Origin of the sequence: Desulfovibrio sp., from assembly GCF_034006445.1 — a bacterium.
Classification (GTDB): Bacteria; Desulfobacterota; Desulfovibrionia; order Desulfovibrionales; family Desulfovibrionaceae; genus Desulfovibrio.
Window position 1 is genome coordinate 282,889 of record NZ_JAVESS010000002.1, and the last position, 25,082, is coordinate 307,970.

The 25,082-nt window shown below is 59.4% G+C and carries 21 protein-coding genes and 1 tRNA gene; 12 read left to right on the forward strand and 10 right to left on the reverse strand.

Annotated features, from left to right (window positions below; all coding sequences use genetic code 11):
• Positions 1-366: 366 nt before the first annotated feature.
• A complete protein-coding gene (gene uvrB, locus RBR41_RS03960) occupies positions 367-2,403 on the reverse strand; it encodes an excinuclease ABC subunit UvrB (RefSeq protein ID WP_320351459.1) in 2,037 nt (678 codons plus the stop codon).
• Between the two features lie 57 nt (positions 2,404-2,460).
• Here uvrB and RBR41_RS03965 point away from each other — a divergent pair, with 57 nt between their 5' ends.
• Positions 2,461-2,955, forward strand: coding sequence for a hypothetical protein (locus tag RBR41_RS03965; RefSeq protein ID WP_320351250.1), 495 nt, complete (start codon positions 2,461-2,463; stop codon positions 2,953-2,955).
• Here RBR41_RS03965 and aat read toward each other — a convergent pair.
• From aat to RBR41_RS04010, 9 genes are all read right to left on the reverse strand, one after another.
• The gene (gene aat / locus RBR41_RS03970) at positions 2,916-3,719 is read right to left on the reverse strand and encodes a leucyl/phenylalanyl-tRNA--protein transferase (RefSeq protein ID WP_320351251.1); all 804 of its coding nucleotides are present in this window, start codon (positions 3,717-3,719) and stop codon (positions 2,916-2,918) included. The genes RBR41_RS03965 and aat overlap by 40 nt on opposite strands.
• A 17-nt stretch (positions 3,720-3,736) precedes the next feature.
• Entirely contained in the window at positions 3,737-6,367 is a 2,631-nt protein-coding gene (clpA, locus tag RBR41_RS03975; protein ID WP_320351253.1) for an ATP-dependent Clp protease ATP-binding subunit ClpA, read from the reverse strand.
• A gap of 7 nt (positions 6,368-6,374) precedes the next feature.
• Positions 6,375-6,695 carry an ATP-dependent Clp protease adapter ClpS gene (clpS, locus tag RBR41_RS03980; RefSeq protein ID WP_320351255.1) on the reverse strand — a complete coding sequence of 107 codons (321 nt, stop codon included), beginning with the start codon at positions 6,693-6,695 and terminating at the stop codon, positions 6,375-6,377.
• Between the two features lie 24 nt (positions 6,696-6,719).
• Positions 6,720-7,364, reverse strand: coding sequence for a class IV adenylate cyclase (locus tag RBR41_RS03985; protein WP_320351257.1), 645 nt, complete (start codon positions 7,362-7,364; stop codon positions 6,720-6,722).
• A 2-nt stretch (positions 7,365-7,366) separates the two neighbouring features.
• A complete protein-coding gene (gene radA / locus RBR41_RS03990; protein ID WP_320351259.1) occupies positions 7,367-8,743 on the reverse strand; it encodes a DNA repair protein RadA in 1,377 nt (458 codons plus the stop codon).
• Between the two features lie 226 nt (positions 8,744-8,969).
• A complete protein-coding gene (locus RBR41_RS03995) occupies positions 8,970-9,683 on the reverse strand; it encodes a DUF3426 domain-containing protein (protein ID WP_320351261.1) in 714 nt (237 codons plus the stop codon).
• Between the two features lie 46 nt (positions 9,684-9,729).
• Complete coding sequence (gene hpt / locus RBR41_RS04000; protein WP_320351263.1) at positions 9,730-10,281, reverse strand: hypoxanthine phosphoribosyltransferase; 552 nt, start codon at positions 10,279-10,281, stop codon at positions 9,730-9,732.
• Between the two features lie 225 nt (positions 10,282-10,506).
• A complete protein-coding gene (locus RBR41_RS04005) occupies positions 10,507-10,998 on the reverse strand; it encodes a TlpA disulfide reductase family protein (RefSeq protein ID WP_320351265.1) in 492 nt (163 codons plus the stop codon).
• A 106-nt stretch (positions 10,999-11,104) separates the two neighbouring features.
• On the reverse strand, positions 11,105-13,513 hold the full coding sequence (locus RBR41_RS04010) for a homocysteine S-methyltransferase family protein (protein ID WP_320351267.1): 2,409 nt from the start codon (positions 13,511-13,513) through the stop codon (positions 11,105-11,107).
• A 633-nt stretch (positions 13,514-14,146) separates the two neighbouring features.
• On the opposite strand from RBR41_RS04010, the gene RBR41_RS04015 reads away from it, so the two are divergent.
• The 11 genes from RBR41_RS04015 (at position 14,147) to RBR41_RS04065 (ending at position 24,908) form a co-directional block, all read left to right on the forward strand.
• On the forward strand, positions 14,147-15,199 hold the full coding sequence (locus RBR41_RS04015) for an RNA polymerase factor sigma-32 (RefSeq protein WP_413785129.1): 1,053 nt from the start codon (positions 14,147-14,149) through the stop codon (positions 15,197-15,199).
• Between the two features lie 21 nt (positions 15,200-15,220).
• Positions 15,221-16,972 carry a tetratricopeptide repeat protein gene (locus RBR41_RS04020; protein WP_320351271.1) on the forward strand — a complete coding sequence of 584 codons (1,752 nt, stop codon included), beginning with the start codon at positions 15,221-15,223 and terminating at the stop codon, positions 16,970-16,972.
• Positions 16,969-17,763 carry a hypothetical protein gene (locus RBR41_RS04025; protein ID WP_320351273.1) on the forward strand — a complete coding sequence of 265 codons (795 nt, stop codon included), beginning with the start codon at positions 16,969-16,971 and terminating at the stop codon, positions 17,761-17,763. The genes RBR41_RS04020 and RBR41_RS04025 overlap by 4 nt, the downstream gene beginning before the upstream one ends.
• A gap of 417 nt (positions 17,764-18,180) precedes the next feature.
• Positions 18,181-18,615, forward strand: coding sequence for a ribose 5-phosphate isomerase B (gene rpiB, locus RBR41_RS04030; RefSeq protein ID WP_320351275.1), 435 nt, complete (start codon positions 18,181-18,183; stop codon positions 18,613-18,615).
• A gap of 10 nt (positions 18,616-18,625) precedes the next feature.
• Entirely contained in the window at positions 18,626-20,077 is a 1,452-nt protein-coding gene (cysS, locus tag RBR41_RS04035) for a cysteine--tRNA ligase (protein ID WP_320351277.1), read from the forward strand.
• A 27-nt stretch (positions 20,078-20,104) separates the two neighbouring features.
• A complete protein-coding gene (locus tag RBR41_RS04040; protein WP_320351279.1) occupies positions 20,105-21,514 on the forward strand; it encodes a M48 family metalloprotease in 1,410 nt (469 codons plus the stop codon).
• Positions 21,514-22,074 (forward strand): ATP-dependent protease subunit HslV, encoded by a 561-nt coding sequence (gene hslV, locus RBR41_RS04045; protein WP_320351460.1) that lies wholly within the window; start codon positions 21,514-21,516, stop codon positions 22,072-22,074. Before RBR41_RS04040 ends, hslV begins: the two co-directional genes overlap by 1 nt.
• A 3-nt stretch (positions 22,075-22,077) precedes the next feature.
• Positions 22,078-22,965, forward strand: a complete 888-nt coding sequence (gene ispE / locus RBR41_RS04050) for a 4-(cytidine 5'-diphospho)-2-C-methyl-D-erythritol kinase (protein WP_320351281.1) — start codon at positions 22,078-22,080, stop codon at positions 22,963-22,965.
• 6 nt (positions 22,966-22,971) lie between these two features.
• Positions 22,972-23,046 (forward strand) — tRNA-Gln (locus RBR41_RS04055).
• Between the two features lie 193 nt (positions 23,047-23,239).
• Positions 23,240-24,187, forward strand: a complete 948-nt coding sequence (locus tag RBR41_RS04060) for a ribose-phosphate pyrophosphokinase (RefSeq protein ID WP_320351283.1) — start codon at positions 23,240-23,242, stop codon at positions 24,185-24,187.
• Positions 24,188-24,311: 124 nt separating this feature from the next.
• Complete coding sequence (locus RBR41_RS04065; protein WP_320351285.1) at positions 24,312-24,908, forward strand: 50S ribosomal protein L25/general stress protein Ctc; 597 nt, start codon at positions 24,312-24,314, stop codon at positions 24,906-24,908.
• The last annotated feature ends 174 nt before the right edge of the window (positions 24,909-25,082 follow it).

Sequence of the window (25,082 nt, forward strand, 5' to 3'; positions counted from 1 at the left end):
GTCAGCGCTCGCGCGGTTCCATAATAAACGGGGGAAAAGCGGTGGGCATCGCGCCCCGCCGTTATTACAGGCGATTTACGGCCTGACTGACGCGTATGCCCTGTCCAACCGCCTAAAACCCAAAACCAGTAAAAGTTTTAGGGGGTGGGGGCGTGGGGGAGGAGACCCTTTTTCAAAAGGGGCCCTCCCCCACAAAGCATTTCAAAGGAAACGCTGATTTATTCCGTTTGGCTGTGTTGCTTCACTTTTTTTAAAACAGTCGAGGACGGAAGAGTCCACTCCTGCTTCAAAAAAAGTTCGCGCCTTGCCAAACGAAACAACTGCGCGTTTCCAAAAGGCTCTTTAATTAGTGTTTTCTTAAATGCTCTAATCGGGCAAAGCAATCAAGCGCGCCCGCAACACCCGGATGCGGTCACGCAGCTGGGCGGCCTGCTCAAACTCCAGGTCACGTGCGGCCTGGCGCATTTCTTTTTCAAGCCTGGCCACCAGCAGGGCCGTATCCTCGGCGGTAAGAGGAACGGCGTCCGGTTCCTGCCCTTTGCCCTTGCCACGGCCCTTGCCGCGCCCGCGTGAAGCGCCATCTTCCACATACAAACTATCCAGCGGAGATTCAAGGCTTTTCCGTGTGCTGGTCGGCGTGATGCCGTGTTCTTCGTTATGCGCCGTCTGTCTGGCGCGGCGGCGCGCTGTTTCGTCCATGGCGGCCTTCATGGAATCCGTCATCTTGTCGGCGTACAGAATGACCCGGCCCTGAGCATTACGCGCGGCGCGGCCAAATGTCTGGATAAGCGAACCTGTGGAACGCAAAAAGCCTTCCTTGTCGGCATCCAGAATGCAGACCAGAGACACTTCGGGGATGTCCAGGCCCTCGCGCAAAAGGTTGATGCCCACCAGCACGTCAAACTCGCCCATGCGCAGGGCGCGGATAATCTGCATGCGCTCGAGGGTGTCGATGTCGGAGTGGAGATAGCGCGCGCGCACCCCCATATTGCAGCAGTATTCCGTCAGGTCTTCGGCCATGCGTTTGGTCAGGGTGGTCACTAGCACCCGCTCGCCCCGGCTGACGCAGCCACGGCACTCTCCCAGCAGGTTTTCCATCTGGCCCTTGGTGGGACGCACCTCCACCACGGGGTCAACAAGCCCTGTGGGCCGGATGATCTGCTCGGCCACAATGCCCTGCGCCTGATCGCGTTCGTACTTGCTCGGCGTGGCCGACACATAGACCACCTGATTGAGCAGGGCCGTGAACTCGTTGAACTGCAATGGTCTGTTGTCCAGGGCCGATGGCAGGCGAAAGCCGTAGTCCACAAGGGTGGTCTTGCGCGAGCGGTCGCCCTTGTACATGGCCCCCACCTGCGGGACGGTAATGTGCGACTCGTCCACGAACAGAAGAAAATCCTTGGGAAAGTAGTTGAGCAGGCATGAGGGCGGTTCGCCCGCCACACGGCCGTCAAGGTGGCGTGTATAGTTTTCGATGCCGTTGCAGTAGCCAAGCTCTTCAATCATTTCAAGGTCAAGCTGGGTGCGCTGTTCAAGGCGCTGGGCCTCCACAAGCTTGCCCTGCTCTTTGAACAGAATAAGCCGCTCCGCCAGTTCGTCGCGGATGTCGCTGGCGGCGCGCTTGAGGTTGTCCTGCGCGGACACAAAGTGGCTGGCCGGGTACAGCACCGTTTTGGACACATCCGCCAGCACTTCGCCAGTGAGCGGGTCAATTTCGCGCATGGCGTCGATATCGTCACCAAAAAAATCCAGCCGCAGGGCGCGTTCGTGATGGTAGGCCGGGATGATTTCAAGGGCGTCGCCGCGCACGCGGAAGGTGCCGCGGTGGAAGTCGTAGTCATTGCGCTCGTAATGCACTTCCACAAGGCGCGAGATGAGTTTGTCCATGGGAAAATGCTGGCCCACCTCAACGGGAATGACCATCTTGGCGTAGTATTCGGGCGAGCCAAGGCCGTAGATGCACGAGACAGAGGCCACGATGATGACGTCGCGCCGCGTGAGCAGGGCGTGGGTGGCGGCGTGGCGCAGCTTGTCGATGTTGTCGTTGATGGCAGAGTCTTTTTCAATATAGGTGTCAGAGGCAGGCACATAGGCTTCTGGCTGGTAATAGTCGTAATAGCTGACAAAGTACTCCACGGCATTGCGCGGAAAAAGCGCGCGGAATTCGCCGTACAGCTGGGCGGCCAGGGTCTTGTTGGGCGCAAGCACCAGGGCCGGACGATTGCAGCGGGCAATGACATTGGCCATGGTAAAGGTCTTGCCGGAGCCCGTGACGCCCAGAAGCACCTGCGCGGGCACCCCTGCCTGAATATTGCTCACCAGTTCGTCAATGGCCGTGGGCTGGTCGCCTGTGGGAACATAGGATGTTTCCAGGCTGAAAGGGGTTGAGGACTTGTCTTCCATCATGTTCTGTTTTGGGGTAAGAGGGTGTGAAATAATACGCTAACCACGGGAAGTGCTATGGAAAAGATCATCGTGCCCACGCAGTATGACCTGCCGCTGGACAGATTCTACATTGTGGCTGTTACGCTTAATACCTTCAAGGGCCGCCGTCATGTGGACGTGCAGGTTTTTCGGCCCAACGGCAGTGATGAAGAGATGGAAGCCCTGCGCGGCCTTGGCCTGGTGGCTCCCCCCGACCCGTCCATTCCGGCCGAAGTGCTTCAGGGCGCTACGGAAGAAGCCGCCCTGCGCTGTATTCTCGAAGCCTTCACTGCCGAAGAAAGCCGCGCCCTGGCGGACTACCTTGAGCAGCGCTACGCCGATCATATCGAAAAAATCACCGTCTGTCCGATGGACATACCCGTTCCCATGGGCGTAGCGCCCCTGGCGGGCATTACCGAAGGCAAGAGCACGGGCTTCATCCGTTTTGAAACCGTGCGCGACTACCCTCTGCCCTTCGTGGCGCACGGGTATTACGATCTGGAAGCCCACGCTCCGCTGGACAGCGAATAGTCATAGCGTTCACGCCAGGGCTGCCAGACCTGCTCGTCAGTCACCTTGTGGAGTGCATCCCCGCAGATGACATGCTCCGTTGAGGGCAGTCCGACGCCGGGTTCCGCATCCGCAGGGGGCGCCAGAGCTTGCCGCAGCCTTTGCATAAAGACCTCTCGAGGCAGAAGAACCCCGCCCATCTTCATGATGTGCGGGGTTTCCTGCTGGCAATCCAGCAAGGTCACGCCGCGCAGGCGCAGCAGGCCCACAAGACCGCCCAGGGCCGCGCGCGAGGCCTCGGAAACAACATGAAACATGGATTCGCCAAAAAACACCCTGCCAAAGCCCACGCCGTACAGGCCACCGGCCAGTTCTCCATCGCGCCAGGCCTCCACGCTGTGGGCAAAACCCAAGGCGTGCAGGCGGTCATAGGCCTCAATCATGGCAGGCGTGAGCCATGTGCCGCCGTGGGGCGTGCGCGCCTGGGCGCAGGCCCGTATGACCCTGCCAAAGGCCGCGTCAAGGGTGAGTTCAAAGGGCTTTTGCCGTAAGGCGCGGGCACTGCGGGCAGGAAGGCGAAAATCCTCCAGCGGCAGCACGCATCGCGGATTTGGCGACCACCAGAGTATGGGCTGCCCGGTCTCGTACCAGGGAAAAATCCCCCGGCTGTAGGCCGCCAGCAAGCGCTCAGGCCGCAGATCGCCCCCAAAGCAGAGCAGGCCGTCTTCACGGGCCGCTTCAAGCGGAGGAAACTGGGCGGCCAGTGCCGCGAAGATGGTCTCCACAGCCGGCCGCCCCCTTATCAAACCTTGCTCTTGGGCGGCTTTTTGGCTGCTTTTTCACTTTTTGCAGCGCCAGCCTTGCCCTGGGTTTCAGTCTTGCCCTGGGTTTCCGTCGTGGTCGAAGAGCCTGCTTTACTCCTGGCGCGGGACTTGCCGCCGGATTTACCGGGCTTGCCAGCCTTGCCCTTGGCGTTGCCGGGCTTACCGGACTGTCCCGATTTGGCCGACAAACCTGATTTACCGGATGTGCCAGTCGTGCCCTTGGCGCTGACGGACTTTTCAGTCGTGCCGGCAGCGGCGGATTTGGCGCTTTTGGCCTTTTTGGCAGTGGCCGCCCTGGCGGGCGTCTTTGCTGCCGCACCAATCGCTTCGAGCACAAGCGCGTCATTCACAACATCAAGCCGCGCGCTGCCCCCCTTGGCGAGCGAACCGAACAGCAGTTCGTGAGCCAGTTTGTCTTCCAGCTCCGTGCGCAGCAGACGCCGCAGCGGCCTTGCGCCCATGGTGGGGTCAAAGCCCTTGCGGGCCAGCCATTGCCGGGCGCTCGTGCTCAGATCAAGCTGCACGTTCCGCTGTTCAAGGCTGTGGGTGATCTCCCCAACAAACTTGTCCACGATGCGCAGCATCATGTCCTCGGTCAGGCTGCCAAAAGGCACGAGGGCGTCGAGCCTGTTGCGGAATTCGGGGCTGAAGGTATTTTCCACAGCCTTGAGGCCCTTGTGGGCCGCATCCTGCCGCGACGCGCCGCCGAACCCCATGGCCGGACGCGACATGTCGAAGGCCCCGGCATTGGAGGTCATGATCAGGATCACGTGCGAGAAATCCGTTTTTCTGCCCGTATTGTCGGTCAGGGTGGCGTAATCCATCACCTGCAGCAGCACGTTGAAGATGTCGGGGTGCGCCTTTTCCACTTCGTCCAGCAACACTACGGAATACGGAGCCTTGCGCACGGCCTCGGTGAGCAGGCCGCCCTGGTCAAAGCCCACATAGCCTGGAGGCGCGCCGATAAGACGCGACACCGAATGCTTTTCCATATATTCGCTCATGTCATAGCGCAAAAATTCCACGCCCATGAGCTTGGCAAGGCTGCGGGCCACTTCCGTCTTGCCCACGCCAGTGGGGCCGTAGAACAAAAAGGCTCCTGCCGGGCGCTGCTCCTGCCCAAGACCTGCACGGGCGCGCAGAATGGCCCGCACCGTAAGCTCGATGGCCGGATCCTGACCGAACACAAGCTCCTTGAGGTCTTTTTCAAGCGACGCAAGACGGTTGCGTTCCGTGCCGGATACGGTACGCACGGGAATGCCCGCCATACGCGCCACAATGCGTTCCACGTCGGCCACGCCCACCGTGGGGCGCGCCGTTTTGCCGCCCGCAGCGGATTTGCCGCTCGCAGGCTGTTTGCGAGCGCCGGTCTGTACGCCACGCCCAAGACGGACGGCAGCGCCGGATTCGTCCAGCACGTCAATGGCCTTGTCAGGCAGCAGGCGATCGCGCACATGCCGGGCCGTCAGATCTACCATGGCCTTGATGGCCGTCGGACTGTACTTGACCTTATGGAAGTCGGCATAGCGCTTTTCAAGCCCCTGAAGGATGGCGAGGCATTCCTCAATGTTCGGTTCCGTAAGGTCTATGCGCTGGAACCGCCGGGCCAGGGCACGGTCTTTTTCAAAATGGTTGCGAAACTCTTCATAGGTCGTGGAGCCGATGCAGCGCAGATCGCCGTTGGCCAGCATGGGCTTGAGCAGGTTGGAGGCGTCCATGGAGCCGCCTGATGTGGAGCCTGCCCCCACAATGGTGTGAATTTCGTCAATAAACAAAATGGCGTCCGGGATTTCCATCAAACGCTGCACCACAGCCTTGAGGCGGCTTTCAAAGTCGCCCCTGTAGCGGGTGCCCGCCAGCAAAAGCCCCATGTCCAGGGCGAACAGCTGGGCCTTGGCGAACATTTCCGGCACGTTGCCCTCAACAATGCGCAAAGCGAGCCCCTCGGCCAGGGCAGTCTTGCCCACGCCGGGATCGCCCACAAAAAGCGGATTGTTTTTGCGGCGACGGCACAGCACTTCCACCGCGCGGTCAAGCTCGTTCACGCGGCCCACCAGGGGGTCTATCTTGCCCTCGCGGGCGCGGGCGGTAAGGTCAACGGCATACTGGGCCAAAGGATCGGCCTTGCCTTCCTTGTCATCAGCGTCGCCGCCCTGGCCAGCGCCCGTGGAGCCGCCGCCTTCGTCCATGCCGTGCGACACGAACGTCAGCACATCCAGGCGCTCCACACCCTGCTTGCGCAGATAGTAGTGGGCATAGCTTTCTTCTTCGTCCATGATGGAAATGAGCAGATCGCCCAGTTCCACGGTGTCGCGACCGGCGGAACGGATATGGTTCAAGGCGCGTTCAAGCACGCGCTGTACGCCTTCTGTCTGGGCCACCTCGTAGTTGCCGGCCAGAGGCACGACTTCCATTTCGCGGTTAAAAAATTCTTCAAGCTGCTCGCGCAGCACGGCCACACTGGCCCCGCTGCCCTCAAGCAGAATACGCCCGCGCATGCTGTTGGTGAGAGCAAAAAGAACATGCTCCACGGTCAGCAGGTCGTGGCGACGCCGGTGCGCTTCCATAAGGGCGTCACGAATGACGCTTTGAACACTCTTGCTCAACATAGGCATCTCAATAAATTTTTTCCATGGTGCATTTGAGGGGGAATCCCGCAGCTTTGGCTGCCTGATGAACCCTTTTCACCTTGGTCTCAGCTACTTCATGGGTGTATACACCACACTGTCCCACGCCTTGCTGGTGTATCTTCAGCATGATGACGGTGGCCTCTTCCGTGGACTTACAAAAGATGCTGCATAACACAGCCACCACAAAGTCCATACTGGTGTAATCATCGTTGTGCAGGAGCACCCGATAGCGGTCGGGCTCCTTCAATTTTTTTTCCACAATGACCTGGCTTTCGCCGCCATTCTGGTTCTCGTTAGAAACGGGCATGCAATTGCTCCACGGCACAAGTATTCAGCACTGTTCAGGGATCAAGGGGCAGTCTCCATCCGGCAGCCCCAGCTGCCGCCGCCATGCCCGCCTTTGCGTTTCGTCAAACACAAAGGATCGACTGGATGGCAGGTTGTTGCGGTGCAGCCAATCCTGATGCAGCTGATGATAATTCTTGGTACTGATCGCCACCTTGTCAAGGCCCAGGCTTTTTTGAACGGCATTGATGGCCTCTGCCGGGCCTTCCAGTTCCGCCCCCTGCATGAAGGACAGAATATCCAGTTCCACTTCCACGCCCTGCAACCGCCAGGGCTCGCGGACCTTCTCATAACGCGCGGCAGGGCTGTAGCCAAGGCCTTCAAGGATATGGCGCATGACTGTGGCATCGGCCACCCCAACCTCGCGCTCATCGCGCACCTTGCAGTGTTCCGCCCCGGTGGGGGCCGCAACGGGCAGCTTGAGGGTCAGTACGCAGCAGGTCTTGTCGGGCCACTCCTGGCTGCGCAGGCGCAGCAGCCGCCCGCTGGAAAAAAGATCGCCCTCCGGCGTGTCGAAAACCGTATTGCTCTCAAAATGCGCGCCAAGACAGCGCGCGCCCTGTTCCCGAAGCCGATTGCGCAGATCGTCCAGATCAACATCCAGAAATTTACGTTCCACTTCCAGAGCCATGACTATTCCTCCGGCCTCTGGCGTCGGTGAAAAAGACGCTGCTGCAGGGCTGCAATGGTGGCAATGCCGCCCTTGTCGTCGCCAGGGTGCACAATTGGGTCAAACCCCAGCCGCCGGGCCTGGGTGAGGCGCAATTCCTGCGCGGCCACAGGGCGTATCTGACCGTTGAGGTCCACCTCGCCCCACAACACGCACTTTTCCGGCAGGGGCACGTCATAATATGACGAAAGCACGGCGGCCACCAGCGCAAGGTCCAGCCCTGGCTCGTTGAGTTTCATGCCGCCGCCCACCTTGGCATAAATATCCACCTGCCCGAAATTGAGTTTAAGACGTTTTTCCAGAACAGCCAGCAGCAGGTGCAGCCGTCCCACGTCAAAACCGAGGGCCGCCCGGCGCGGAATGCTCAAAAAGGTTCGGGATACAAGGGCCTGCACTTCGACGGCAAGCGGGCGCTGGCCATCCACGGCCATGACCACGGCTGTGCCGGAAAGCGAGGCGTCGCGCTGGCCCAGAAAGAATGTGGAAGGATCGTCAACGATCTGCATGCCCTGCTGCCCCATGCGGAAAACCAGCAGTTCCTCGTTGGGGCCAAAGCGGTTCTTGAACACGCGCAGCAGACGGAACATCTGACGGCGGTCGCCTTCAAGCGAAATGACCGTGTCCACCATATGTTCCAGCAGGCGCGGCCCGGCGAGCACGCCGTCCTTGGTCACGTGCCCCACCAGAATGAGTGTGCAGCCGAGGCGTCGGCAGACTTCCAGCAGGGAGGTAGCCACAGCGCGCACCTGACTGACGTTGCCCGGCAGGCCCTCGGCCTCAAGGCTGGTGAGGGTCTGCACCGAGTCCACCACAAGCAGGGCCGGATTCTGCGCGTTGGCGGCCTCCACCACGTCTTCCACACGGGACGTGGCCAGCGCCAGCAGGTTTGCGTCAAGCATGCCAAGGCGCTCCGCCCGGCCCTTGATCTGCGGCAAGGACTCTTCGCCACTGGCGTAGAGCACGGGACGGTCTCTGCCGGCCATCTCTGCGGCCACAAGCCCTGCCACCTGCAATAAGAGCGTGGATTTTCCTATGCCGGGTTCGCCGCCCACAAGGATGGCCGCTCCGGGCACAAGCCCGTTGCCAAGCACCCTGTCCAGTGCCTGCAGGCCGCTGCCGTAGGGTTCGTAGCCGGAATCCTCCACGTCGCGCAGGGATACGGGGCGCCCGGCAGCGGGCTCGCCACCTGCAGATACAGACGCGCGCGCCTTGCCTACGGAGCGCGCCTGTACGGACGCTTGCAAAGTGTTCCACTCATGGCAGCCGGGGCACTGCCCCCGCCATTGCATGGTCTGTGCTCCGCATGAGGAGCATACATATATTTCACGTAGTTTCGCCATGATTCAAGACTACGGAAAAAGTCCAGGTGGCGCAAGCTGGCGGCATGCCGCCACATACCCTTTATCCCCACCCACATAGCGGGTAGCTTCCTGTTTCGCGCACGGGCCCGCTCAAAATGGCTAAAGCGTAAAAAAAGCGCGGCCCGGATGCTACATCCGGGCCGCGCAAAAAGAATACGGCCTGCAAGCCACCCGCAGCCCTCAAGCTGCCGGGCTTGTCAGACGTCTACTGGGCTTTCGCCGCCTCCTTATCCTGCGCAGGCACATCCTTGACGTCAACAATCCGCACGCCAAACTCGGCGATGCCCTCCGGCGGCGCATAAAACAGCACCATAAAGGGAACCTCGCCGCCACGCGGCACATTGGTATTGTTGGTCAGAATCTCCACCTTGTTGTTGAGGAAGGATTCCATTTCCTTTTCGCTCAACACCTGCAACTGGAAAAGTGAAAGCTGTACGCCGCCCAGCTGCTTCTTGGTGGCCAGCGGTTTTTTATCCTTGTCGTAAATGGCCGCCTCAACAGACACCAGTTCCTTGGGATCAGGAAATTCGTTAACGACCTTGCCTTCAATGACAAAGACCTTGCCGACTTTTTCATTATCCACATAGTACTGGCGCACATTGCGCATGGTGAGCAATTCCACCTTTTTGGCCAGTTCCTGCTCTGTGGGCGGGCTAGCCGGGGCGGCGGCAAAATACTTGAAATACCCATAGCCGCCGCCAGCGCATACCAGAACCAGCAGCAGCGCTCCCAAGATTTTTCCAAGCCGACCCCGCCCCTTGACCGGCATGTCCGGCAACGGGCCCTGAGTCGCAAGCTGTTCCGCCGGGTCAAAAGCAAAAACAGTTTTGCACACCGTGCAGCGCAGCTTTGTACCCGCTTTGGCAAACTGCTCCGGCAGGTTAAAGCGGCTTGAGCAATTGGGACATCTTACTTCCATGCCGTTACTCCCCAAAACCGTATCCGGCAGTCATAACAACAGGATTTTATTCAGGTATGATCTCGAAAATACCGGGCAGATTACGATAGTGTTCTGCATAATCGAGGCCATAACCAACAATGAAACCCTCTGTCAGCTTGAAGCCGGCAAAGTCAACGTGTACGTCAATTTCGCGCCTTTCATTCTTGTCGACCAGGGCAGCCAAACGCAGGCTGCGGGCCTTGCGGGCGGCAAACTGCCCGAGCAGAAAGCGCATGCTGTACCCGCTGTCCACTATGTCTTCCACTATCAGCACATGCTTGTCGCAAATGTCAATCTCTACATCCTTGTTGAAAATGACATGCTTGGTGGAGGACGCTGACTTGCCGTAGCTGGACAGGCGCACAAAATCCAGCTCCAGATTCTTATTGTGCAAAGCGCGTACCAGATCGCTGAAGAAGACAAAGCCGCCCTTGAGAACACATACGGCCACCAAGGGTTCCTGGCCATAATGGGCGTCAATTTCAGCTGCCAGTTCTTTTACTCTTTGGGCTATCAGTTCCGCGCTGTATACGATTTTCAATTCTTTGACTTTGATCTCATGCCCACCCTTCGACATCTGATCCTCCGGCACGGGCCGCGCTGGCGACCCCGTTTTCAGGGGCCGTGGCGTTTGCCGGCTCCAGTGCAAAATATCCGCGTCGTTTCGCGCGGCCGGAACAGCAGACGCAATGCGCTTCTGCCATTCCTTGTAAAAGTGCCATTACGCCCTGGCCTCAAAATGGGCAACGCAGACGGCGCAACCCTTCACCATCGTGAACATGAAAACCGTTCCCGAATTTTCCTATTTTTGCTCAAGCAGCTTATTAAATACCATTTCCAGCATCTCGGTATCGGCTATGCCGGGTTCGGATATGACCCTCTGGCCGCTTTTGGCGTAAAAAACATTGTGCGGGATGCTGCTGACCTGGAATGCCTTGGTGATGTCGCGCCCAGCCATATACACAGGATAATCCATATTCATTGTTTTCATGAAGGGAGCAACCACCTTGGAGTCTTCGTCCACTGAAAGACTGATGATGACCACGCCCTTGTCTGCGTATTTTTTGTTCACGGCCACAAGATCGGGCACTTCCACCCGGCAGGGGGGGCACCATGTGGCAAAAAAGTTGAGCATAACGACCTTGCCCTTGTTCTTGGCCAGAAGATCCATCAATCCGGCAAGGTTAAGGGAAGGCACAGATGAAGAAGGAGCAGATGAAGTGACCTGCGCCGCCGCAAAGGCTGCGCAGGGCAACATCAGGCAAAGCAAGAGGGGAAGGATAATTTTTTTCATATGATACCTTGATGAGTTTTGAACCCATATATACCGTCAACAGTTACATGCCGCCCATGACTGCCTGCGGACGCCCGGCATGACTACGCCCACGCATCAAGTCAGTCTACATAAAATTTTTGGCAGCCCGCACAGCCCCAACCGCGTCGGCGCAGTATGCGTCCGCCCCGATGGAATCGGCAAAAGCCTGGGTAACGGCCGCGCCGCCCACCATGACCTTGATCGGCAGTCCTTTTTCCTTCACGATCTGTATGGTGTCTTCCATACGTACCATGGTGGTGGTCATCAAGGCCGACAACCCGATAATACTCGCCTTATGCTCCAGGGCGCAAGCAACGATGGTCTCCGCAGGCACGTCCTTGCCCGCGTCGACGACGTCAAAACCGTGGTTGCCCAGCAGCAGGGACACAATATTTTTGCCAATATCATGAATGTCGCCCTCCACCGTGGCCATAACGACAACAGGCCTTTCTTCCGGCCCGCGCCCGGCTTCGAGCAGGGGTTTCAGGTGGGCGAAGGCCGTCTGCATGGTCTCCGCTGCGCGGATAAGCTGGGGCAAAAAATATTCGCGCCTTTCATAGCGCGCGCCCACCTCTGTGATGGCCGGGATAAGCACATTCTGCACAAGGCTGAAAGGTTCCGCACCGCTCTTGAGTTCGGCCTCAAGCAGGGGCAGCACATTTTCCCTGTCGCCGTTAAGTACGGCCTCCCCCAGGCTTTTGGCCGCTCCCCCGCCGCCCTGGCGTTGCAGCACACTGCCCTCGCCCGGTTTCCAACCGGCATATCCTGAAATAAAGGAAGCCGCGTGCGGGTCATGCTCACCCAGAACCTTGAGCGCGTCAGCCGCCTCACGCAGGCGCTGCGCCGAAGGATTGGCAATGCAGGAGGAAAGCCCGGCCCCGGCCGCATACGCCAGAAATGTGGCATTGAGCAGATCGCGCGCGGGCAGGCCGAAAGAAAGGTTGGAAAGGCCCAGGGTGGTGGGCAGCCCCTCACTGGAGCACCAGCGCGTCATTTCAAGGCACTGGCGCGCGCCGTCCGGGCTGGATGAAACCGCCAGGGCAAGAATGTCTACCATCATGAGGCGACGCGGTATGCCCAGCAGTTCGGCGCGCCGGATCAGGCTTTCCACAGTGCGAATGCGGTCGGCGGCCTTTTCGGGCAGGGTCGCCCCTTCAATGGGCAACAGGATGAAGGGCGCGCCATAGTCGCGGCACAGCGGCCCCAGCCGTTCCATACGGTCGGCTTCGCCGCTGATGGAGTTCACCAGAAAGGAACCGGGACAGTACGGAAGGGCATTGGCAATGGCCTGCGCATTGGGCGAGTCCACAGAAAGCGGCACGGTAAGCCGCCCCACGAGCCTTTGAACCAGTTCCGGCAGCAGGGTTGTTTCATCCACCAGGGGCGCGCCCACGTTGACGTCCAGCACGCTTGCGCCAGCCTCAAGCTGGGCATCGGCAAACTGCATGGCCGTGTCAAAGCGGCCTTCCTGCAATTCCAAGGTAAGCTGCTTTTTGCCAGTGGGGTTGATGCGCTCGCCAATGATGGCCAGAGGCTGCCCCGTGCCGATGCGCACCAGTTGCGAGCGGCTCGTGAGGCTGATGCCCTTGCGCTCGACCTTGGGCGCGCGGATTTCGCCCAGGCCCTGCAGGGCTTGCGTCAGCGCCGCCAGATGGTCGGGGGTGGTGCCGCAGCAGCCGCCGAGCACCTGCGCGCCCATGTGGGCAAAGGGGGCTGTTTTTTGGGCAAAGCCATCCGGCCCCAGAGGAAATACCGTTTGCGCGCCGCGCAGTTCGGGCAGCCCGGCATTGGGTTCGGCCATGACGGGGCAGGCGCAGACGCCCAGAAGTTCCGCCACCACGGGTTCCATCTGTACCGGCCCGAGGCTGCAGTTGGTTCCCACCACATCCACACCCATATTCTGCATGGTCTCGGCGAAGATGGTGGGCGTGGAGCCTGTAAGGCTGACGCCCTGCTCAAACGTCATTGAAACCATTACCGGCAAGTCGCATTCCTGCCGGGCGGCCACCACCGCCGCTCTGGCCTCGGCCAGATCGAACTGGGTTTCAATAAAGATGAGATCCACCCCGCCTGCCACAAGGCCCCGGATCTGTTGGGCAAATGCCTCAATAAGCTCACGGGGTTCCACAGGGCCGAGGGGCTTTATGAAGTGCCCGGTGGGGCCCACATTGCCAGCCACAAAAACCGGGCGATCCCCCGGACGGGGCACGTCTGCGGCGGCAGCCCGCGCAACAGTGGCCATGCGCTTGTTGAATGCAAAAACATCCATTCCTTTCGGAAGCTTGTAGGAATTCCCGCCAAAGGTGCAGGAGGTCAGAATATCAACCCCGGCCTTGAGGTAGGAAGCATGGATCCCCCGCAGGATATCTGGGTTTTCCATACAGAATTCTTCGGGGCTTGTGCCTGCGGGAAGACCCGAAGCCTGGAGCATGGTGCCCATGGCCCCGTCCAGAAAAAGAGGACGTTTCGCGCAGAGCGCTTGTCTGAATGTCATGGATGCCGCCACCTTGGCCGTCATATGTAAAAAAACTTGAGGGGCGTCAGCCCCTGTTTCCGTGCAAAGCCCGTCTTTGCTTTCCGGACATAATGCCTGTATGCTGTAAACATGTCCCCAAGGCTCCAGACCGTTCCGGACAGACAAAAGCCTTCGTGACCTCCGGAAACCGCACAACATCCAGAAGGATCTGAGACGGCGTGCCGGACAGATCCCTTGACATGGTCGCACACCCAGAGGGGATATGGTTGGCCTTTCAGTACTGAATAATATTGAAAAGAACAAACCAAAACTATAGCATACAGACATTGCAGCGCCTTTTTAGAGCGCCAATGACTGAGTATGGATAAAATGAAAAAAAATAGCAAGATAGCCTTCAACACGGCCAAGGCCGCCCCAAAGACGGTGAAGGGCGAAAAAAATACGCCCCAGGTTGGGGTTGTAGAAATTCTTGATGTGCCCAAAAAACCCAAGGCTTCCAAAGGTTCGGCCCGGAGCGGTTCCAGCGCCCGGCCCTCCGCCAGGGCTTCGGAAAAAACGGCTTCCAGCCCGGACGCCGCCCCCCATCAAGGCAACAGGAAAAAAAAGCTCGCGCCCATTGCGCCTGATGACGAAAGCCTCCATGACGGCCCGGTGCTTGACGTGGACGAACTGGAACCCGCCGACGAACACGACGACGACGATGAACTTGAACTTGAGTCCCACGACGATCAGGATGATATCCTTGATACCGCTCTGGACGTGGACATGGACGAGCCCCCCCTGCCCCTTGAAGAAGGCCCGGAAGGCGGCGTCCCTGCGCCCGCGTCCACCCGTCTGCCTGCGGTAGGCACACGCGACAGTCTGCACCTGTACCTGCGGGAAATGAGCAAATTTCCCATGCTCAAGCCCGATGAAGAGCACGAGCTTGCCTTGCGCGTGCGCGACCATAACGACGCGGACGCGGCCTTTCGCCTTGTGTCGTCACATCTGCGGCTGGTGGTGCGCATTGCCATGGATTTTCAGCGCCGCTGGATGCAGAACGTGCTTGATCTTGTGCAGGAAGGCAACGTGGGCCTCATGCGCGCGGTCAACAAGTTTGACCCGGACAAGGGCATCAAGTTTTCCTACTACGCCTCGTTCTGGATCAAGGCCTACATTCTCAAGTTCATCATGGACAACTGGCGCATGGTCAAAATCGGCACCACCCAGGTGCAGCGCAAACTGTTCTACAATCTGAACCGCGAACGCCAGAAGCTTGTCATGCAGGGTTTTGACCCTGACGCGGCCATGCTGTCGGAGCGCCTTGGCGTGACCGAAGACCAGATCAACGAGATGGATCAGCGGCTGGCTTCATCCGACATGTCGCTGAACGCGCAAGTGGGTGAGGAGTCTGGCGGGGCCACCCGCATGGACTTTCTGCCTGCTCTCGGCCCTGGCATTGAAGACAGCCTGGCCTCTGACGAAATCGCGGGGCTTGTGCGGTCAAAACTCAAAACCATCATACCCAAGCTCAATGAAAAAGAGCTGTACATCCTGCACAACAGGTTGCTGACAGATGAGCCGATTACCTTGCGCGAGATAGGCGAACGGTATAATATAACAAGAGAGAGAGTGCGCCAGCTTGAGGCACGACTGGTGGAAAAAATCGGCCAGCACATGAAGAATGATATAGAAGACTTCTCCGATCACTGGATTCAATCCTAAGCATCACGGATACAGTCCGCAATGAAACGTAAGCACCTAGCGCTCTTTTGCGCCTTGACTCTGGCCGCCGCTACCTCCTTTTCCCTTCTTGGCTGCGGGGGCTGTGCTGGCACCAAGGCTGCCGCCGAAAAAAACGCTGCCGTGGGCGACGCCTGCCCAACAGCACTGCGCAATGTCGAAGTGCGCCAGCCAGAAGAGCACCTTTCGCCTGATGCCAGAAGCACCTATGCTTTTCTGCTCTATTCACAGGCGCTCAACGCCGAGGACGAAGCCGCCCTTTTGCAGGCCGCGCCACTCATGGCTGCCGCAAAACTGCCGCCCACCATCTGGCTTGAGGGCGGCGTCTGGCTGGTAAGCCGCAAGTCCGAAGGGGCCATTCCCTATCTGGAGCAGGGGCTTTCCGTTGCGCCCGACGACATGTCCCTCAACCTGCTCCACGCCGAAGCGCTTATGGAACAGGGCACGCCGGAGCGCGGCGTGGAACTCATGCGGGCCTATCTGAAAAAGCATCCGGGCTCTCTGGACGCCCGCCTGGAACTGGCCCTGCTGCTGGTGAAAAGCAAGGAATACCCCGAAGCCGAAACCCTGCTCAACAGTGTGGGTTCCAAAGAGCGCACGCCGCTGGTGGACTACTACCACGCCCGCGCCCTCATCGGCATGGGCCGTCAGGCTGACGCCATACCCTTCCTCCAGAAGGCCATCAAAGAAATGCCGGACTTTGTGGAGGCCATGGCCGAACTGGCCTTCATCCACGAACAGCGCTCAGAATTCAAGCCCGCGCGCGCCCTGTACGAAAAACTGCTCAAGCTCAATTTTTCTCCCCAGGACGTGCTGCTGCGGCTCATCAGCCTTTCGCTGCGCATGAACCAGCCCGAAAAAGCCCTGAAATACATGCGCCAGGGGCCGGACACCATACCCTTCAAGTCTACTGTGGCGGGCCTGTTCATCGGCTCGCGCCACTACCTTCAGGGCGAAACGCTGCTCAAGCAGATTGCCGCCAAGGACAACGCCCCTGATGACGTATATCTTTTGCTGGCTGATCTGAACTATGAACAGCGCCGCGATCTGCCCATGGCCCTTTCATGGCTGGACAAAATCCCGCCCAACAGCAAGGCCGCGCCCAGAGCGGCGGCGCTGCGCATAGAACTGCTTGGCGAAGCGGGCAAGGAGCAGGAAGCCCTGACCGTGACACGGCAGGCCCAAAAACAGTTTGAGGACGCGCCCCAGTTCTGGGAACTGGAAATCCGCCTGTTGGCGCGTCAGAAGCAACTGCCCCAGGCCCTTGAGGTGGCGCGCAAGGCCGCCAAAAAGTGGCCTGACAGTGCGGAGATGGCCTTTCTTCTGGGCTCCCTGCTGGACGAAACCGGCGACAAGAATGAAGCCTTCAAGGTTATGGAACACATAATCACCCTGCATCCGGAAAATTATCAGGCCCTCAACTACGTGGGCTATACGCTGGCGCAAGAAAACCGCGATCTTGAAAAAGCCCTGAGTCTGCTCATCAGGGCTGACGAGCTTTCCCCCGATCAGTCCTATATTGTGGATTCCCTGGCCTGGGCTCTTTACAGGCTGGGCAGAAATGAAGAGGCCCTCACGGCCATACGCCGTGCCGTCAAACTCGATGAGCACGTAGACGCTTCCATCTGGGAGCACTATGGCGACATAGCCCTTAAAATGGGGCTCAAAGACGAGGCCCGCACCGCCTATCAGAAGGCGCTGGATCTCAAACCCGCCAATGCGGATGCATTACGGCAGAGGCTTTCACAGTTATGAAAAAATTTCTTGCTCTTTGCTGCCTTTGCAGCCTTGTTCTGCTGACCGCCTGCGCCAAGCAGCCCTCCCTGGAAATGACGCCTGAAGCCCAGGCCAGGCTTGAGGAACGCTGGCAGAAGTTCGCGGCAAGAGGACAGGACGCCGCCATGGCCCCCTACCGCCTGCAAATGAGCCTGCGCTTCGGTACTGAAGGCGATACCCGTCGCGTTACCGCCCTTTTCTGGGGCAACAGCCAGCGCAGGCTGCGCATGGACGTCATGGCCGGAGTCGGCGCCACCGTTGCCAAAATCCTTGAAGACGGCCAGCATTTTCTTGTCTACAGCCCCACAGACAACAAGGCGTATTTCTACCAGGGCGCTTCCAAACCTCTGCTCCAGGTGGGCGTGCCCGTGCCCTTCAATCTGGAACATCTGGCTGACCTGCTCAACGGCCGCTACAGCCAGGTTTTCGGCAAAGATTTCGCCTCCGCCAGATTTGTGTCAGGCGACCTTGCCCAGTACACGCTGTCCGGCAAACTCGGCGGCGAGCTGACCCTCGACGCATCTGGCCTGCCCGTGGCCTGGGCTGAAAAAGGCGACAAGGGCAAGGGCTGGAAGATGGAAGTGGCCTTTGACGATGCGGCGTCCCCCCTGCCCCAGCGCCTGAACCTGGCTCATGACAACGGCAAGCGCGCCATCGTGCTTATAAAGGAAAGGGAAAAGCCCGCTGCGCCCTTTACAGACCAGCAGATGACCTTATCCATACCAGAGGGCGTTCCCCTGCTGCCGCTGTCCAAATACCAGCAGCGCTAGGGAAACGCTGATTTATCTCGTTTGGCGGCGTTGCTTCACTTTTTTTGAAACAGTCGAGGACGGAAGAGTCCACTCCTGCTTCAAAAAAAAGATCGCGCCTTGCCAAACGAAATAACTGCGCGTTTCCAGGAGGCTCTTTAATCAGTGCTTCCCTGGGCCACACCGGCGTCTGCTTTCGTCGGTTCAGGCCGCCTGAAGTTTCGCTTTTCCGCATTGGCGGCGAGCCGATTTCGCATGAACAGCGCGCTTCTCTGGCCACCCGCCGACCTGTCTTGCCACGGCACTGACAGGCGCGACGGAGCAGCGGGTGACGGCGGCTCTACAGCTTACTGAAAACGCGCATTCATGACGCGAAAAAGCTCTGGCAGGCTGACCGGCGCAACCGGTCAGCCTGCCCTCACCCTTGAAGGAGTTGTTATGCAATCCATCCATATCGCTTCGGACCACACCGGCGTTGACCTTAAAACCACCCTGGCCGAGCATTTGGGTAAAAAGGGTTTCACTGTTATCAATCACGGCACAGACTCTTCTGACAGTTGCGACTATCCCGTGCTGGCGCACAAGCTTTGCGCCGCCGTGGAAGCTTCGGGCGAACCGGGCATCCTCATCTGCGGCACGGGCCTGGGCGTTTCCATTGCCGCCAACCGTCATCCCGATATCCGCGCCGCCCTCTGCACCACAGAACTGCACGCACGCATGGCGCGTCAGCACAATAACGCCAATGTTCTCTGCCTTGGCGCGCGCATAACCGGCGTGGAACTGGCGAAAGCCATTGTAGACGCTTTTATGGAAAACACCTTTGAGGGCGGCCGCCACCAGCGCCGTCTGGATATGCTCAACCTCCCAGCATAAAAGGAAGATCATGCAGCTCTACAATACTCTTGGCCGCCAGAAAGAAACATTTGTGCCGGTCCACCCCGGCAAGGTGAACATGTATGTCTGCGGCATCACTGCATACGACTACTGCCACATAGGCCACGCCCGCTCGGCGCTGGTGTTCGACGTGCTCGTGCGCCAGTTGCGCCATCTTGGGCTGGACGTGACCTTTGTGCGCAATTTTACGGACGTGGACGACAAGATCATCAACCGCGCCAACAAGGAAAACCGCGACTGGCGTGAAGTGGCCCAGACCTATATTGACGCCTTTCACGAAGACATGGACAGACTGGGCGTGCTGCGTGCGGATGTAGAGCCGCGCGCCACGAATTATATCAAGGAAATCCAGGATCTCTGCGCAAAGCTCATCGCTGGCGGCAAGGCCTATGCCACCCCTTCGGGCGACGTGTACTTCAGGGTGCGCTCCTATGCGCCTTACGGCAAGCTCTCCGGCCGCAGCCTGGACGAACTGCTTTCCGGCGCGCGCGTGGCCCCTGGCGAAGAAAAGGAAGATCCGCTGGACTTTGCCCTGTGGAAGGCCGCCAAGCCCGGCGAACCCTCGTGGGAAAGCCCCTGGGGCCAGGGCAGACCCGGCTGGCACATCGAGTGCTCGGCCATGAGCGAATCCTATCTGCCCCTGGACATTCACGGCGGCGGGCAGGATCTTGTCTTCCCGCACCACGAAAACGAAATCGCCCAGACCGAGGCCGTCTGCCATTGCCATCTGGCCCGCTACTGGGTGCATAACGGCTTTGTGCAGGTCAACGCGGAAAAGATGTCCAAGTCCCTTGGCAACTTCAAGACCATCCGCGACATTCTTGAAAGCTATTTGCCGGAAACCCTGCGTTTCTTCTTGCTGGGCAAGCACTACCGCAGCCCCATAGATTTTACCGCCGACAGCATGGATGAGGCCGAAAAAGCCCAGCACCGGGTGTACACCGCCCTGCGCGAAGCGGAAAAGGCCCTCCAGCGCGAAAAGTGGAAAAAAATCCCCCTGCCCCAGGAGACAGCCGACGAATGGGCCGCGCAGCCCAAGGCGCTGGACGAGGCCATGGACGATGACCTCAATACCGCGCAGGCTCTGGGACACATCTTCACCCAGGTGCGTATCGTGAACCGCCTGCTTGAAGACAAAAACCTGCGCGCCAGCGAAGCCGGGCGTGACCTTCTGCGGGAGTTTTTCGCCCGTGCGCAGCAGTGGAACGCGCGGCTGGGCCTTTTTGGCCAGCAACCCGACGCGTTTTTGACCGCCTTGCGGGGCATGCGCGCCAGCCGCAAGAACATTGACATGCCCCGTGTGGAAGCCCTGCTGCAAGAACGGCAGGCTGCCCGCGCCAACAAGGATTTTGCCACCTCCGACGCCCTGCGCCAGGCTTTGCTTGATCTCGGCGTAAGCGTGCGCGACACCCCTGAAGGGCAGGACTGGGATCTCGAGTAGACCCAGCGCGGGCACTCAGGAGAACCTATGCTGCATTACTGTGCTCCCCGCCGATGGACGGCCCTGATCGTGCTGCTGGCCTTTCTGCTGCCGCAGATATGCCCCGCGCCCGCTCAGGCCTTCTTTTTCGGCGGTGTGACCATTAAAGACGAAAAGGAGATGGGAGAAAAATTCGATGTCATGGTGCGCTCCAACCTGCCCATCATCGAAGACCCTGAGGTCAAGCAGTATGTGGACTATATGCTGGCCCGGCTGGTAAAGGCCATACCGCCCCAGCCCTTCACCTTCAAGGCCACCACCATTCTGCACAATTCTCTCAACGCCTTTGCCGTTCCCGGCGGGTACGTATATGTATTCACCGGGCTTATCATGAATCTGGACAAGGAAGAGGAACTGGCGGGCGTGCTGGCCCACGAACTGGCCCACGTCACCCAGCGCCACGTGGCCTCGCGCCTGCAAAAGGCCCAGTTCGTCACCCTCGGTTCACTGCTGCTGGCCGTGGCGGGCGTGGCGGCGGGCGGCGCGGGCGGCGGGGCTCTGGCCATGGGCGCTCTGGGGGCCGGACAATCGGCCATGCTCAACTACAGCCGCCTGGATGAAAATGAGGCTGACCAAATCGGCCTGCAATACCTTATTGCCGCAGGCTACCCGCCCGAGGGCATGGTGGCGGGCTTCAAGGTGCTGCGCCAGAAAAGCTGGATGAGCGGCATCAGCGTGCCCACCTATCTCTCCACCCACCCCGCCCTGGGCGACCGCATCAACGGGCTCCAGGCCCGCATCCAGACCATGGGCAAGTCCGTCCAGAACCGCAGCCAGGACAACAAGCGCTTCACCCGCGTAAAGACCCTGCTTTGGGCCAGGTACGGCGACGATCAGGCGGCCCTGCAGCGTTTTTCGGGCAGCGACGGCCTTTCAAGCATGGGCCGGGGCATTGTGCTCGCGAGGCAAAACCGCATAAACGAGGCCAGCACGGCCTTTGACCAGGCCCTCAAGGCCGCCCCGGACGATCCTTTGGTGCTGCGCGAGGCAGGGGCCTTCCACTACCGCAAGGGCGACATGGGCCGGGCTGACGGACTGCTGTCCAAGGCCATGCGCATTGATCCCAAGGACTACATGGCCGCCTTTTTCTATGCCCGCATGCTGGACGAAACAAACAGGCAGGCGCAAGCGGTCAGTTACTACAAACAGGTGCTGCGCTACGTGCCCGAGGATGCCGAGGTGCACGAAGCCTACGCCCGCTCGCTGGGCAAGACGGGCAACACGCCCGACGCCTACATTCACATGGCTTACAGCGCCATCTACTCACACAACAAAAAACTTGCCGAGCGCTATTTTAACGAGGCCAAGAGCATGTCGGCCCGCACCACGGACAAAACCGCCTTCAAGCGCCTTGAAACCGTCTATAAAGAACGCAAGGAAATCTGGGATAAAAATTGATGGAAACGCATGCCACTACTATTCTCGCCGTTCGCAAAAACGGCCTGGTGGCCCTGGCCGGCGACGGCCAGGTGACCATGGGACAGAACATGATCATGAAGCACGCGGCGCAAAAAGTGCGCCGCCTGCATGACGGCAAAATTCTGGCTGGCTTTGCCGGGGCCACGGCCGACGCCTTTACCCTGTTTGAACTTTTTGAGGCCAAACTCAAGGAAGTGCGCGGCAATATGGTGCGCGCCGCCGTGGAAATGACCAAGGACTGGCGCAAGGACAAATACCTGCGCAAACTTGAAGCCATGCTGCTTCTGGCCGACACCGAGCACATACTCGTGCTTACGGGCACGGGCGACGTCATTGAGCCGGACGACAATGTGGCCGCCATCGGCAGCGGCGGCCCCTATGCTCTTGCGGCGGCGCGGGCGCTGTCGCGCCACAGCGACCTTGACGCTGAAACCATAGCGCGCGAATCCATGCGCATTGCCGCCGAGATTTGCGTGTACACCAACGACCACGTGACGCTTGAAACCCTGCAGGCCCCAACGGCTGAAAAACAAGGATAAGCCATGAGTGTTGTCATTGCAGGCTGCAAGGTGAATCTTGGCTTGCGCATCACCGGCGTGCGCCCGGACGGTTATCACGAAATAGATTCACTCTTCTATCCTCTGGCGCGCCCCTGCGATCAGCTGAAGTTGCGCGTTACGGAAGCCCCCGGCATTGTGGTGCGCTGCGAGGGGCCAGCCAGCGCAACGCTGGATGAAAGCGACAATACCCTTACCAGGGCTTACGCGGCCTTTGCTGCGGCTGTTGCCAGCCCCACGCCCGGCCTTGAAGTACGCCTGCGCAAAGGCATCCCTTCCGGGGCAGGGCTTGGCGGCGGCAGCAGCGACGCGGCAGCCCTTTTGCGCTGGCTCAACAGCAGGGCGGCCACGCCGCTGGACGCGCAGGCGCTGGCAGCGGTGGCGCTGTCCGTGGGCGCCGACGTGCCCTTTTTTCTTCATGAAGGCCCCTGCCGTGTTCGCGGCATAGGCGAAATCGTCGAGCCTGTCCGGCCCGATTTGTCCGGCCTGCGCCTTGTGCTGGTATGCCCCGACATCTCTGTGAGCACGCCGCGCGCCTTTGCCGATTACGATGCCCACATGGCTTCCGTGGGAGGCCGCGAAAGCCAAAACAACTTGACAAGAGACCAAAGCAAGGCTAATGGAACTTTTCTCTCCCGAGGGCGGTTTGATGCTGACCTGGACAATGACCTCGAAACTGTTGTCTTTGCACGTCACCCCGAACTTGCCGACATCAAGGCCACCCTGCTGCGCTGCGGCGCCACGGCGGCCTCAATGAGCGGCAGCGGTTCCAGCATACTGGGGCTTTTTGGGTGCGAGGCCATTGTGGAAACACAGGCGGCCACGGCCATGCTTCAGGGAGAGAACAGGCGCGTCTACGCGCATGTGCTGTAACAGCACTGGGATGTAGCCAAGTGGTAAGGCAACGGGTTTTGGCTCCGTCATTCGAAGGTTCGAACCCTTCCATCCCAGCCACAGCATATTGCCGGGCCGCGCTTTGATTGCCGGGAGGACGTGACCGGAAAGTATCCGGGCGCTTCCATTGCCGTGCGGGCACTGTCCGCATCCGGCGCCGCAACGGCGGCTGTCTGATTGTCAGCACCGCTGGCTGGCGGGCAAAGGTTTATAACCCAAATTGCTCTTTGACGCGCACAAGGCAGGGCGGTTCATGTTCAGCGATCTAAAGATCGTCACCGGTTCTTCCAATCCGGAATTGGCCAAGGCAATCTGCGACCATTTGGGCTGTCAGCTCACCCCGACGTTGTCTACGACATTCAGCGACGGGGAGTTGCGTATTGAAATCGGTGACAATGTCCGTGGCGATGATGTTTTTGTGGTGCAGCCCACGTGCCCGCCAAACGTCAACCGTAACCTGGTGCAGCTCTGCCTTATGCTGGACGCCCTCAAGAGGGCCAGCGCCGGGCGCATCACAGCCGTGATCCCCTACTACGGCTATGCCCGTCAGGATCGCAAGGTCAGCCCCCGTGCGCCCATAAGCGCCAAGATGGTGGCCGACTTCATCAGCGTGGCCGGGGCGGAGCGCGTGGTTACCATAGATTTGCACGCGGGCCAGATTCAGGGCTATTTTGACTGCCCTGTGGACAATCTTTTTGCCGTGCCCGTCATGCTGGACGCCCTGCGCAAGCTCGACGACGAAAAGATGGTCATTGTTTCACCTGATGCCGGCGGTGTGGAAAGAGCCAGGGCGTATGCCAAGCGCCTCAACGCCCCGCTGGCCATCGTGGACAAAAGACGCGACAAGCCCAATCAGGCCCAGGCCATGCACGTCATCGGCGACGTGGAAGACCGCCTGGCCATTATGGTTGACGACATGATAGACACTGCGGGCACCCTGTGCGCCGGAGCTGAAGTTCTGCTGAAAAACGGGGCCAGAAGAATTGTGGCCTGCGCCACGCACCCCGTGCTGTCCGGCCCTGCCATTGACCGCATCAATAGCACCGAGGCACTTTCGCAGGTCTTTGTTACCGACACTATCCCGCTGGGCGACAAGCTGGAACGCTGCCCCAAGCTGAAGGTCATTTCTGTGGCCGCCATCTTGGGCAAAACCATCCACAACATCCATACCGGCTCGTCGGTCAGCGTGTTGTTTGTTTAGCAAAAACCGTCGGATCAAAGCCTTCGCGCATGACCGCACGGCATAACTCCCGCAAGGGAATGGCAAGTTTACAGTAAAGAACTTTTCCGCACGTATCAGGCGGCGGTAAGCCAAGGAGTGGACCATGAATATTGAAAAGACTTTGAGCGTGCAGAAGCGCGAAGGTTGCGGCAAGGGCCCCAGCGGTCGCCTGCGTGCCGAGAAACTGATTCCCGGCGTGTTCTACACCGCCAGCGGTGAAAACATTTCCGTGCAGGCCCCCGTGCTGCCCCTTGAAAAGATCTACGGTGAAATGGGCCACACCACTGTGTTCAATCTTGAAATTGAAGACAACGGCAAAAAGACCCTGCACCCCGTGCTCATCTGGCAGGTGCAGTTCCACCCCTACAAACGCGCCTTCACCCACATCGACTTCTACGGCGTCGATCTGGACAAGGAAGTTACCGTTGATGTGCCCGTGGAATTCGTGGGTACCTCGCGCGGCGTGAAGCTGGGCGGCCGCCTTGAAACGTACCGCGAATTCGTGCGCCTGTGCAGCAAGCCGCTGACCATGCCCCAGAAGATCACCGTTGACGTGACCGACATGGGCATCAACGACACCGTCACCGTGTCTGATCTCAAGCTGCCCGAAAATGTCCGCGCCGTGTTTGATCAGAACTACGCTCTGGTCAGCGTTATCTCCAAGAGCAAGGACGAAGAGGGCGAAGGCGAAAACGCCTAAGACTGTTCGCGGCCTGCATGACCGGGCGAGCCCGGTTACGGCCATTCTGCCTTATATATGGCCGGTTCCGCAGGGGACCGGCCTCCTTTTTAGAGCGGTTTTTCCAGCGAGGCTGCGCCCTGCGCCTGCCCTTGCAGATTTCCCCGGCCGCACGCTATTGCAATGATAAAGCCG